This is a genomic window from Micromonospora sagamiensis (assembly GCF_014680085.1).
Taxonomy (GTDB): domain Bacteria; phylum Actinomycetota; class Actinomycetes; order Mycobacteriales; family Micromonosporaceae; genus Micromonospora; species Micromonospora inyonensis.
Genome location: NZ_AP023438.1, coordinates 1,401,056 through 1,412,982, shown reverse-complemented (window position 1 = coordinate 1,412,982; position 11,927 = coordinate 1,401,056). Strand labels below are relative to the sequence as shown.

The window sequence follows — 11,927 nt, the reverse complement described above, 5'->3', positions numbered from 1 at the left end:
GGCACACCGCTCGGCCGGGCGGGAAGCTCCAGCGCGGCCGAGCCGGTCCGGGCGAACGGAACCCACCCGTCCGACGACCGGCTCGCGGCCTGCCGTCCGTGGCTCCCGGAGGCCCGTCTCGCTGATCTTTCGACTGGAGGACAGATGCAGCAACCCAGATCTGCGGCGGACTTCATCGAACTCGGGCCGTGGGAGGGCATGCCGGCGGCCCAGCAACCGGACTGGCGGGACCACCCCGCCTACCCCGGGGCGTGCCGTGCGTTGGCGTCGGCTGCGCCCCTGGTGACCGCCCCGGAGATCCGGCAGTTGCGGGAGGCGCTGTCAAGACTGGCGACGACCAACACCCTCCTGCTGCAACTGGGCGACTGCGCCGAGAGCTTCTACGAGTGCACGCCCCGGCACACCGCGGCAAAGCTGGAGTTCATCGACCGGCTGGGAGACCGGCTCAGCGAACTCACCGGTCAGAGTGTCATCCGTGTCGGCCGGATGGGCGGGCAGTTCGCCAAACCCCGGTCACAGGCGTTCGAGTGGTACGAGGCACTCAGCATCCCCTCCTTCCGGGGACACATGGTCAACTCGGAAATCGCCACGTCGGCGGCCCGGCAGGCCAACCCGTGGCGCATGGTGTGGGCCTACGAGGCCAGCGACGGTGTGCAGCGGGTGATGCGGACGTACCGTCAGGGAAACGGTCGTACGGCGACGACGGATGGGCCGTGGTCGAGCCACGAGGCCCTGGTCGTCGACTACGAGTCCCGGCTGATCCGCCGCGATCCGGACACGGATGACCTGTACCTGGGCTCGACACACCTCCCATGGGTGGGGGAGCGGACACGCCAGCCGGCCGAGGCGCACGTCGCCCTGCTCTCCTCCGTGGTCAATCCGGTGGGATGCAAGATCGGACCGGCCGCGAACCCCGACGACATCCTGCGCGTGTGCGAGGCGCTCGATCCGCGGCGTGAGCCCGGCCGCCTGGTCCTCATTCCACGGATGGGCCGGGACCGGATCCGGGAGGCCCTGCCGCCGATCGTCCGCCGCGTGGCGAACGCGGGACACCCGGTGGTCTGGCTGAGCGACCCGATGCACGGCAACACGGTGACGTCCCGGATCGGCCTGAAGACGCGTCACCTCGCCGACGTGATCACGGAGGCGCTGCGGTTCCGCGACATCGTCGAGGAGCACCGGCAGCGCGCCGCCGGACTCCATCTGGAGGTCGCGGCGGACGACGTGACGGAGTGCGTCGGAGGATCGGTGGAGGACGAGGAGGCGTTGCGACGTCGCTACACCTCGCTGTGCGACCCGAGGCTCAACGCCAGCCAGGCCACCGAGCTCATCGAGGCGTGGGCCAAGGGGACAGCGGCAGGGGCCGCGGCGGCACCGTGACCGTCGGAGCGGGAGTCGGTGTGCGGGAGACGGTCGGCCCGCCGGCCCTGCACTCCTCCTGCTCCGCTGCCCGCCAGCCGAGCATCACCCTCGAAGAACGAGACGGGGATGGTCTCGTCACCGCGGAGCTTCGCAGCTCGCAGCCGGTGCATCCTGTCGATGACCCGCGTCGTGCTCCGGTGCACGAGAATCGGCGGAAGGTCCCGCGCCGCGGCCGACAGCTGTACGTGTTCGGGGTTCTCCCCGGCCGGTCGAGGTGAGTATCCGGGCAGTAGTGCGGATATCGGTACCGAAACCGGGTCCGTCTCGGCCAGGTGCGACCGTGGCCCCGGGTGTACGTCCCGTGCGGGGATTTCCTTGTTGTCGCCGTCCAGTTCCAGGATCTCCGAACTGCTCGACATCCGAACACTCACCTGTCGAAAGGTAGGATCCAGTGCGCGTGCGGCAATCGTTCCGCAGCGGTCGACACCAACAGTCATCCCGGCGTCGACACCGCCTCTGACGTGCCTTTTCCGGGCAGCAGAACGCCTACCCTCCGGCATCATCCCGAGAGAGTCTCGGCATGGGCAACACCACTGGTGGCCCCCGGCGGGTAGTGCCCACTACTCGATCGGGTAGTGGACGTTGGCAATTCAGATGCACTAATATCGTGCAGAATCCTCAGGCCCTGTTCAATAGCGCGAAATCCATTTGTGGTGGGCGATCGAAAGGAAATTCCGGTGACGATTCTGAGGCGGCTGCGGAGACCGCGTCTGGGGGGCGTGGTGGCCTTCGCCGTGACGATGGCCCTGGCGGGATCGCTGACCAGTGGCGTGGCGGCGGCCCCGCAGGAGGAGGCGACCTTCGACCTCGACCACGGGAATGTCCTGCTCGAAGTCGTCTACCCGACGTTCAACATGGTGTCGCGTACGGAGAGCCTCGGTCGACCCATGTCGTGGACCCTGGACCACGCCATGCGGTTGGAACTGCCGTGGTTTGACGCTATCGCCCCTTATCACCCCACGGCGGTCGGCATCTTCTCGGATCTCGGCCGGCGGCCCGCGGGGGAACACACGACGCGTAACAAGAACATCGCCGTCGCCTACTCGGCCTTCACCTCGTTCAACGCCATCCTCCCGCAGTACGAGTCGCGATGGCTCGAGATGATGGAGTCGATTGGCCTGGACCCCGACAACACCGCGGAAGACCCGACCACGGCTAGCGGCATCGGCATTCTCGCCGCCAAGAACGCCATGGCGGCGAGGAAGAACGACGGTTCCAACCGGGACGGTGACGCGGGCGGCCGCAAGTACAACCAGCAGCCCTATGCCGACTACACGGGTTACCGGCCGGTCAACACGGCGTACCAGCTCCGCAACCCGTCCCGCTGGCAGCCGAACACGGCCTCGACGCGGGAGGTCTTCACGGTCCAGGAGTTCGCGACTCCCCAGTTCGGCCGGGTGAAACCGTTCACGTACGACAGCCCCGCACAGTTCCAGGTCTCTCCGCCGACCAACAGCAACCACCTCAACCACCGGGCCTACCACAGTCAGGCCGACGCGGTGCTGAGGGCGTCGGCGAGCCTGGACGACCGCCAGAAGGTGACCGCCGAGCTGTTCAACGACAACGTCCGGCCCTTCGGGATCATCGCCGGCGCGATCGCCCGCGGGAACATCCACCTCAACACCGAGGAGACCGTTCGCTACGTCGCCGCCTCTGTGGTGGCCGGCGTCGACGTGGTCATCGCCTCCTGGTACCTGATGCGCGAGTACGACTCGGTGCGGCCGTTCAGCGCGATCCGTCACCTGTACGGCGAGAAGAAGCTGACGGCGTGGGGTGGCCCGGGGAAGGGCACCGTCAGCGACATCACCGGTGACGAGTGGCAGGGCTACCTGAGCACGCTGGCGTTCGCCTCCCCGGAGTACCCGTCCGCCTCGTCCGCGCTCTGCCTCGCCTACGTCCAGCAGGCGCGACGCTTCATCGGTACCGACCAGTTGACCATCGCCTGGCCGGTGCCCAAGGGTTCCTCGCTCGTCGAACCGGGCGTGACCCCGGCCAGCGACATGACCCTGTCCTGGAGCAGCCTGAGCGACTTCGCCAGCGACTGTGGCCAGAGCAGGATCTGGGGCGGTGAGAACTTCCCGTCCTCGGTCGAGGCCGCGAAGCAGTACGCGCCGCAGATCGGTGACCTGGCCTACGACTTCGTGCAGCGCAAGCTGAACGGCCGCTGATCCCCTTCGTGCCGACTCCGGCTGCCGACGGTGTCTGTCGCTCCGTCGGCAGCCGGCTGCCGTAAGGCAGCGAGCTGACCGCCGAACACGGTACGGCGGTCTGCGCCTCTTCGGCTGCGCCGGCTACGGCGAGCAGCACTCAGGGAAACGCCAGCAGAACGCAGCCGAGGACGGCAACCACCCCGCACGACAGCAGCACGACGATGACGAGACGCGGGAAGTCGGCGTCCTCGTCGCGGCCCAGGGGACTGAGCAACCAGACCAGCGGTGTCCAGCCGAGTACGACGATGCTCAGCGTCGCCCAGGTGATGACCATGATGTGGCCGAGATACCGCTCGGTGAGGGCAGCACCCTCGACGCCCCACACCTCGATCACCTCCCCCGACCGGTGCAGGCCGCTGGCGGTGAAGGTGACGACATCGGCCGGCTGGTCGGCGCCGGCCGGGGTGAAGGCGCCCTCGCAGTTGTGGCCGGTGGACGCCCCGTCGAAGTCGGTCGCCCGCCAGCAATCCCCGACGACGACCGTCCCGGCCGGCGGGCCCAGGCCGGTCGCGGCGACCAGGTACGGCACCGCCACTGTCCAGAGCAGGAAGGCTGCGCCGGCCGCCCACACCGCCGCCGCGAGAAGCGCGCCGACCCGTCGCCCCATCGGTCTGTCCACGCCGGTCATCATGTCCCATCGATGCGCGAAGCCACCGGGCCCGAGGCGTCCTTGTCGCCTCCCACGCCACACCTGCTGCTCGTACCGTCCACCGCGCCCCAGCTACAAGGAGCATGGGGACATAACGCCGTCCGGTTGCTCACGCGCGTTAATGTGGCCCGTGATCGTATGGCTCAACGGCACCCACGGTGTGGGCAAGACGACGACCAGCGTTCTCGTGCAGCAACTGATCCCGGCTTCACGGGTCTTCGACGCCGAGAAGGTCGGCGAGACACTCATGGACATCACGCCGGGGCTGCCTGCAACTGACAACTTCCAGCACTGGCCGCCGTGGCGGCAGCTCGTCGTCGAGACCGCTCGACGTGTGCTCGACTACACCGGCGGCACTCTGGTGATGCCCATGACCGTCCTGGTCGAGCAGTACTGGCGCGAAATCAGTACGGGCCTCGCCCAACATGACATCCCGGTAAGGCACTTCGTCCTCCACGCTGACGAAGACACCCTCCGCAGGCGTATCGAGGGGGAACACCCCGTTCCGTCGCCGTTCCGTCTCAAGTACCTCGAGCCGTACGCCGAGGCGGCCCGCACGTGGCTGCATGCCGAGGCCGAGGTCGTCGACACCACGCACCTCACTCCCGCCCAGGCCGCCCTGCGGATCGTCCTCCGAGCCGCCGGGGGAAGCTCAGCCACACCGGCAACACCCTCGCCGCCGCCTCCGGTGCCAGCACGCGGGAACTGATGCACCGAATGGGCCACGCGAGCATGCGCGCGGCGTTGATCGATCAGCACGCGACCAACGAGCGGGACCGCGAGATCGCCTCGGCAATGGACCAGCGGATCGCCCGTCATGCCTGGCGCAAGGGCGACCAGGGCAGCTAGTGGTCCACGGGTTGCCCGCAAGACCGAAGCGGGGGAGAAGTCGAACGGCCCAGGCTCGACGAGAACGCCGCTGACCTGGGCCGGAAGGTGTGGAGCGGGCGACGGGAATCGAACCCGCACCGTCAGTTTGGAAGACTGAAGCTCTGCCATTGAGCTACGCCCGCGTGCGCCCGGTTTCCCGGATGCGCCGACAGCCTACCGCGTGTCCCGGTCCACCGTGCAGCCGGATTCCGTCCCCGACGCCGTTCGGCGACGGCCGGAGGAGGGCGGGGCGATGACCGGCGGTGCCGCGCGCCGGTGAGCCGGACGGGCCGGGGCCGATCCGGCCTTCCGCCGTCCTCCGGGCAGCGTGGTCCACCCGGTGTCGTGCCGACGGCGGTCCGGGTTCTGCGGGCCGGTCAGCGGCGGTTTGTGGGAATCTGTCGACCAGTGCGCCGCCCGGACGCCCCTGCCGCGCGCCGACGGCATACACTTCTGGTCGCCACGGGGTGTGGCGCAGCTTGGTAGCGCACTCGCTTTGGGAGCGAGGGGCCGTGGGTTCAAATCCCGCCACCCCGACTGTCGTTCGCGGCCGGGTCGCCAAAGGGCCGCCGTCGCGGTACCTGGGCGGCTGCCGGAGCGTCCGGCCGGCTCGCCTACACTCGATGGGCCGAATCACGCCCAGACTCAAACCGAGATCCGTTCAAGGAGTACGCCTGTGAAGAGCACCGTCGAGACTCTGAGCCCGACGCGCGTGCGGCTCGCCATCGAGGTGCCGTTCGTCGAGCTCGAGCCGAGCCTCAAGAAGGCGTACCGGGAGATCGGCCAGCAGGTCCAGGTTCCCGGCTTCCGCCAGGGCAAGGTTCCGCCCGCGGTGATCGACCAGCGGGTCGGCCGGGGCGCCGTCCTCAACGAGGCGGTGCAGGAGGCCATCCCGCAGAACATCCTCGCCGCCGTCCGGGAGCACGACCTGAAGACGCTCGGTCGCCCCGAGGTGGAGATCACCGAGTTCAACGACGGCGACAGCCTCAACTTCACCGCCGAGGTCGACGTCCGTCCGGAGCTCACCCTGCCGGACCCGGGCACCATCGAGGTGACCGTCGACGAGCTCCAGATCGACGACAGCGAGATCGACGAGCAGGTCAAGAGCCTGCGCGAGCGGTTCGCCACGCTCAAGACCGTCGAGCGCGCCGCCCAGGAGGGCGACTTCGTCCAGATCGACCTGAACGCCACCGTCGACGGCCAGGACGTGCCGGGCGGGTCCGCGACCAACCTCTCCCACGAGGTCGGCAGCAAGCAGCTCCTGCCCGGCCTGGACGAGGCGCTCGTCGGCCTCGCCGCCAACGAGAGCGCCACCTTCACCACCCAGCTCGTCGGCGGTGACTTCGCCGGCAAGGACGCCGAGGTGACGGTGACCGTCCGCACCGTCAAGGAGAAGGAACTGCCCGAGCTGAACGACGAGTTCGCCCAGATGGCGAGCGAGTTCGACACGCTCGAGGAGCTCCGCGGCGACGTGCGCGAGCGGATCACCAAGGGTAAGCGGGTCGAGCAGATCTACGCCGCCCGCGACAAGGCCCTGGAGCAGCTCGTCGCCGCGGCCGAGGTGCCGGCGCCGGAGGGTGTGGTGCGCGAGGAGGTCGCCAGCCGCAAGCAGGCGATGGTCGACCAGCTCGAGCGGATCGGCGCCTCGCTGGAGGAGTACCTCGCGGCCGAGGAGAAGACCGAGGAGCAGCTCGACGAGGAGCTGACGACGGCGGCGACCGAGGGCGTCAAGATCCAGCTCCTGCTGGACACCCTGGCCGACGCCGACGACGTCCAGGTCTCCGACGACGAGTTCGGCCACGAGATCGTCCACCGGGCGCAGCGCGCCGGGATGCCGCCCCAGCAGTACTACGACCAGCTGGTCCGCTCCGGCGCGGCGGCGGCCGTCTTCGGTGACGTCCGGCGCGGCAAGGCGCTGGCCTCGGTGATGGAGCGCGTGGCGATCAAGGACTCGGCTGGCAACGCAGTCACCCTGGACGCCCTGAAGGCCGAGGGTGACGAGGCGCACGACCACGACCACGAGCACTGATCGCGGGGTCGGCCGCCGACCGCCGCTCGCGGCGTTCGGCGGCCGAAACCCTTTTCCGGGTACGGATCCCGGGCAGCTGCGCTGAGAGCGAACAGTGTCCCGACCGTGGGTCTGTCACCCGGTGGAGCGGTTAGTGTCGGGTAAGACGGTACGGAGAGCGAAGGGCTGCCATGACCGACATGCACATCCCAGCGATGCCGCTCCGGGCGATCGAAGCCCGCGGTGGCGACCCCCTTGGCAACCTCGACGACTCGGTCTACAACCGGTTGCTCAAGGAGCGCATCATCTTCCTGGGCAGCGAGGTGACCGACCAGGTCGCCAACCGCATCTGCGCCCAGCTGCTCCTGCTCGCGGCGGAGGATCCGCACCGCGACATCAACCTCTGGATCAACTCGCCGGGTGGCTCGGTCTACTCCGGCATGGCGATCTACGACACCATGCAGTTCATCGACAACGACGTGTCGACGGTGGCGATGGGCATGGCCGCGTCCATGGGCCAGCTGCTGCTCTGCGCCGGCACCAAGGGCAAGCGGTACGCTCTTCCCCACGCGCGGATCATGATGCACCAGCCGTCCGGTGGTATGGGTGGCACGGCTTCCGACATCGCGATCCAGGCGGAGCAGATGCTCTACACGAAGCGGATGTTCCAGGAGCGGGTCGCCTTCCACACCGGGCAGGACCACGCGCAGATCGAGGCCGACTCGGACCGCGACCGCTGGTTCACCGCCCAGGAGGCCAAGGACTACGGCTTCATCGACAAGGTGATCACCGGAGCCACCCAGGTTCCGGAAGGCGCCGGGACCCTGAGCTGATCGAGGAGCTGACGATGACCGACCTGAGCCTGCCGCCGCGTTTCGCGCCGGTGCACAACCGCTACGTCCTGCCCTCGTTCGTCGAGCGCACCTCGTACGGGGTGAAGGAGTCGAACCCGTACAACAAGCTCTTCGAGGACCGGATCATCTTCCTCGGCGTCCAGGTCGACGACGCGTCGGCCAACGACGTGATGGCGCAGCTGCTGACGCTCGAGGGCACCGACCCGGACCGCGACATCATCATGTACATCAACTCGCCGGGTGGTTCGTTCACCGCCATGACGGTGATCTACGACACCATGCAGTACGTCCGGCCGGACATCCAGACGGTCTGCCTCGGCCAGGCGGCCAGCGCCGCCTCGGTGCTGCTCGCGGCTGGTACGCCGGGCAAGCGGATGGCCCTGCCGAACTCGCGGATCATCATGCACCAGCCGGCCACCGAGGGCGGCTACGGGCAGGGCTCGGACATCGAGATCCAGGCCCGGGAGATCCTCCGGATGCGGACGCAGCTGGAGGAGATGTACGCCAAGCACTGCAACCAGCCGGTGGACAAGGTCCGTAAGGACATCGACCGGGACAAGATCATGACGGCGGAGGAGGCCCGCGAGTACGGCGTGGTCGACACCATCCTCACCAGCCGTAAGAAGGGTCTGCTGGCCGCCAACGCCGCCAGCTGAGCAGTTGGGGGTCGGAGGTCGGCCCGGGGCGTGTTCCCGGCCGGCCTCTGACACACCCGTTTTGGGGGTCGGAGAAACCCCCGGCAGCGGGTAACGTCGGTCTGTGCCCCTTCGCCGGGTCGGACCGGCCGGGTGAAGACACGGACACGAGGATCAACGTCCTCAAGCCAGGGCCGGCGTACCGGCCGACGAGTGCAGGGAGAACGTAGGTGGCACGGATCGGTGACGGCGGCGACCTACTGAAGTGCTCCTTCTGTGGCAAGTCGCAGAAGCAGGTCAAGAAGCTCATCGCGGGCCCAGGGGTCTACATCTGCGACGAGTGCATCGATCTCTGTAACGAGATCATCGAGGAGGAGTTGGCCGAGTCCGGCGAGGTGAAGTGGGAAGAGCTTCCCAAGCCGATGGAGATCTGCCAGTTCCTCGACAACTACGTCGTCGGCCAGGACCAGGCCAAGAAGGCCCTGGCGGTCGCGGTCTACAACCACTACAAGCGGATCCAGGCCGAGGCGGCGGGTGCGCCGGGCTCCGGCAGTGACGCCGTGGAGCTGGCCAAGTCCAACATCCTGCTCATCGGGCCCACCGGCTGCGGCAAGACCCACCTCGCGCAGACCCTCGCCCGGATGCTCAACGTTCCGTTCGCCATCGCCGACGCCACCGCCCTCACCGAGGCCGGGTACGTCGGCGAGGACGTCGAGAACATCCTGCTCAAGCTGATCCAGGCCGCCGACTACGACATCAAGCGCGCCGAGACGGGCATCATCTACATCGACGAGGTCGACAAGATCGCCCGCAAGTCCGAGAACCCCTCGATCACCCGGGACGTCTCCGGCGAGGGCGTCCAACAGGCGCTGCTCAAGATCCTGGAGGGCACGGTGGCCAACGTGCCGCCGCAGGGCGGCCGGAAACACCCCCACCAGGAGTTCATCCAGATCGACACCACCAACGTGCTCTTCATCTGCGGTGGTGCCTTCGCCGGCCTCGACCAGATCATCGAGGCTCGCACCGGGCAGGGCGGCACCGGGTTCGGTGCCCGGCTCCGGGCGGTGTCCGAGCGTTCGACCGACGACATCTTCAGCCAGGTCATGCCGGAGGACATGCTCAAGTTCGGGCTGATCCCCGAGTTCATCGGCCGCCTTCCGGTGATCACCAACGTTCGCAGCCTCGACCGCCAGGCCCTCGTGCAGATCCTCACCGAGCCGCGCAACGCCCTGGTCCGGCAGTACCAACGCCTCTTCGAGCTCGACGGGGTCGAGTTGGAGTTCGAGCAGCCGGCCCTGGAAGCCATCGCCGACCAGGCGATGCTCCGCGGCACGGGTGCCCGTGGCCTGCGCGCGATCATGGAAGAGGTCCTCCTCTCGGTGATGTACGAGGTCCCGAGCAACCCGGACGCCGCGCGGGTACTGATCATCCGTGAGGTGGTCCTGGAGAACGTCAACCCGACGATCGTGCCCCGTGAGTTCACCGGCCGGCGGGCCCGCCGGGACCGCGAGGAGAAGTCGGCCTGATTGCCGAGCGTCGCCCGGAGCGCGGTCCGGGTTCGGGACAGCGCGTACCCGGACCGCGCCCGTAGGCTGGTGCGCATGCGCGTCGCCGTGTGTCAGCTCAACGCCCGTGAGGACCGGACCGCCAACCTCGCGGCCGCCGAACGTCTCCTGGTCCGCGCCGCCGAAGCCGGCGCCGACCTCGCCCTGCTGCCCGAGTACGTCGACTACCTCGGCCCGGCCGGTGGTCTGCCCGAGCCCGAGTCGGTGGACGGCGCGGTGGGCAGCTTCTTCGCCGAGGTCGCCGACCGGCTGAACATGTGGGTGATCGCGGGCTCGTTCCACGAGCGGGGGCCCGACCGGGAGCACACATACAACACCTCCCTGGTGTTCGACCGGTCCGGTGCGCTGGCGGCCAGCTACCGCAAGATCCATCTGTACGACGTGGAGATCCCGGGACGGGTCTCGTACCTGGAGTCCGCCACCGTCGCCCCCGGCACCGAGCCGGTGGTGGTCTCGATCGAAGGCCTGCGGGTGGGGCTCTCCATCTGCTACGACCTGCGGTTCCCCGAGCTGTACCGGCAGTTGGCCACCGAGGGCGGTGCGGAACTGCTGGTGGTGCCGGCCGCGTTCATGCTGCACACCGGCCGGGACCACTGGGAGGTCCTGCTGCGTGCCCGGGCCATCGAGAACCAGTGCTTCGTGGCGGCGGCCGGGCAGACCGGCGACCACGAGCCGGGTCGGACGTGTTTCGGCCGCAGCATGGTGATCGACCCTTGGGGCACGGTTCTCAGTCAGCTCCCGGACGGCGCCGGTATCACCACCGCCGACCTCGACCTGGAACGGCTGCGGACGATCCGGGCCGAGCTGCCCAGCCTGGCGAACCGTCGCCTCTGAGCGGGGTCAGGTCTCCTGGAGCAGGACACCGATCACGGCCAGCCCGGCGATGGCTGCGGCGGTGACCAGGAGAGCCGTGGTCATCCGGGAGGGGCCCCGTCGGGCCAGCCGCCGCACCGAGGCCACGACGGCGAAGAGCACGAAGACCGCGATGACCAGCTGCCAGATCGGCAGCAGGAGCCCCAGCAGCGCGTCTTCCGCGAGCACTGTCGTCGGGGACCGTGGTAGGTCAGCCATGTCAGACACTCTGGCACGCGGAGGACCCTCCCGGGGGTGCACCAGCGCGTGCGACCTCGGGCGGCCGGTTCCGCCGGCCCGAGGAAGTCGCAGTGATGAACGTTGATTTGCGCCTTGGCGGCGGGACGCGTAACTTTCTCTCTGCAAGCGGGAGGCCGGACAAACCGGCCGAAAGCGAGCACCAGGCCCGGGGCGGAGACGCCGAGCGGGGCTGGATCGGGCGGTGCGAAGTTCCCCGAAAGTTGGGGTTGCGATCGCGAAGCCGACCGGCTAGAGTACCAAAGCCGGCAGGAGCCGGGCGGAACACCGCAGAGCGGTGATCGGCCGGTCTGCGGGAATCCCACCTCAGAAACGACCCTCGGTAACCGAGGTGCGTCGGAGTGGGTCTGACTTAAGCCAGCAGAAAGAATCTTGAAAGAGCTTCTTGCGGCTGGGGTTGAAGTCAGGTAAGTTTGAGCGGTTGCCCCGGATGGCGCCTGGTGAGGGTTCCGGATGGTGTGTGGTTGTTCTTTGAGAACTCAACAGGGTGCTTGATAAGCCAGTGCCAATTATGATTTATACCCCGGACTGGCTGGGCATGCTTCGGTGTGTCTGGTTGGTTGGGATTCCTTTGGCAACACTTTTGTTGCCGGGACGATTGTTC

At 68.2% G+C, this 11,927-nt stretch carries 11 protein-coding genes and 2 tRNA genes; 10 read left to right on the top strand and 3 right to left on the bottom strand.

Annotation, left to right across the window (positions count from 1 at the left end; all coding sequences use genetic code 11):
• The first annotated feature begins 144 nt into the window (after positions 1-144).
• Together IGA62_RS05850 and IGA62_RS05845 are read left to right on the top strand one after the other, a co-directional pair.
• Positions 145-1,380: a 3-deoxy-7-phosphoheptulonate synthase gene (locus IGA62_RS05850; protein WP_145815918.1), complete on the top strand. Its 1,236-nt coding sequence runs from the start codon at positions 145-147 to the stop codon at positions 1,378-1,380.
• 719 nt (positions 1,381-2,099) lie between these two features.
• A complete protein-coding gene (locus tag IGA62_RS05845; protein WP_198501205.1) occupies positions 2,100-3,590 on the top strand; it encodes a DUF6851 domain-containing protein in 1,491 nt (496 codons plus the stop codon).
• A gap of 139 nt (positions 3,591-3,729) precedes the next feature.
• On the opposite strand, the gene IGA62_RS05840 is transcribed toward IGA62_RS05845, so the two are convergent.
• Positions 3,730-4,251 carry a hypothetical protein gene (locus tag IGA62_RS05840; RefSeq protein ID WP_145815919.1) on the bottom strand — a complete coding sequence of 174 codons (522 nt, stop codon included), beginning with the start codon at positions 4,249-4,251 and terminating at the stop codon, positions 3,730-3,732.
• Between the two features lie 160 nt (positions 4,252-4,411).
• Between IGA62_RS05840 and IGA62_RS05835 the strand changes: the two genes are divergently transcribed.
• Positions 4,412-4,990, top strand: coding sequence for an AAA family ATPase (locus tag IGA62_RS05835; protein ID WP_232624893.1), 579 nt, complete (start codon positions 4,412-4,414; stop codon positions 4,988-4,990).
• Positions 4,990-5,130, top strand: coding sequence for an integrase (locus tag IGA62_RS05830; RefSeq protein ID WP_198501204.1), 141 nt, complete (start codon positions 4,990-4,992; stop codon positions 5,128-5,130). The genes IGA62_RS05835 and IGA62_RS05830 overlap by 1 nt, the downstream gene beginning before the upstream one ends.
• 90 nt (positions 5,131-5,220) lie before the next feature.
• On the opposite strand, the gene IGA62_RS05825 is transcribed toward IGA62_RS05830, so the two are convergent.
• Positions 5,221-5,294 (bottom strand) — tRNA-Gly (locus tag IGA62_RS05825).
• Positions 5,295-5,614: 320 nt separating this feature from the next.
• Here IGA62_RS05825 and IGA62_RS05820 point away from each other — a divergent pair.
• The 6 genes from IGA62_RS05820 (at position 5,615) to IGA62_RS05795 (ending at position 11,047) form a co-directional block, all read left to right on the top strand.
• Positions 5,615-5,688, top strand: a tRNA-Pro gene (locus IGA62_RS05820).
• A 139-nt stretch (positions 5,689-5,827) separates the two neighbouring features.
• Positions 5,828-7,180 carry a trigger factor gene (gene tig / locus IGA62_RS05815; protein ID WP_186499735.1) on the top strand — a complete coding sequence of 451 codons (1,353 nt, stop codon included), beginning with the start codon at positions 5,828-5,830 and terminating at the stop codon, positions 7,178-7,180.
• A gap of 170 nt (positions 7,181-7,350) precedes the next feature.
• On the top strand, positions 7,351-7,992 hold the full coding sequence (locus IGA62_RS05810; protein ID WP_091459439.1) for an ATP-dependent Clp protease proteolytic subunit: 642 nt from the start codon (positions 7,351-7,353) through the stop codon (positions 7,990-7,992).
• Positions 7,993-8,006: 14 nt separating this feature from the next.
• Positions 8,007-8,669, top strand: coding sequence for an ATP-dependent Clp protease proteolytic subunit (locus IGA62_RS05805; protein ID WP_145815920.1), 663 nt, complete (start codon positions 8,007-8,009; stop codon positions 8,667-8,669).
• 209 nt (positions 8,670-8,878) lie between these two features.
• Positions 8,879-10,174 (top strand): ATP-dependent Clp protease ATP-binding subunit ClpX, encoded by a 1,296-nt coding sequence (gene clpX / locus IGA62_RS05800; protein ID WP_145815921.1) that lies wholly within the window; start codon positions 8,879-8,881, stop codon positions 10,172-10,174.
• 75 nt (positions 10,175-10,249) lie between these two features.
• Positions 10,250-11,047 carry a carbon-nitrogen hydrolase family protein gene (locus IGA62_RS05795; protein WP_145815922.1) on the top strand — a complete coding sequence of 266 codons (798 nt, stop codon included), beginning with the start codon at positions 10,250-10,252 and terminating at the stop codon, positions 11,045-11,047.
• Positions 11,048-11,053: 6 nt separating this feature from the next.
• Here IGA62_RS05795 and IGA62_RS05790 read toward each other — a convergent pair whose 3' ends face one another.
• A complete protein-coding gene (locus IGA62_RS05790) occupies positions 11,054-11,284 on the bottom strand; it encodes a hypothetical protein (RefSeq protein ID WP_145815923.1) in 231 nt (76 codons plus the stop codon).
• Between the last annotated feature and the right edge of the window lie 643 nt (positions 11,285-11,927).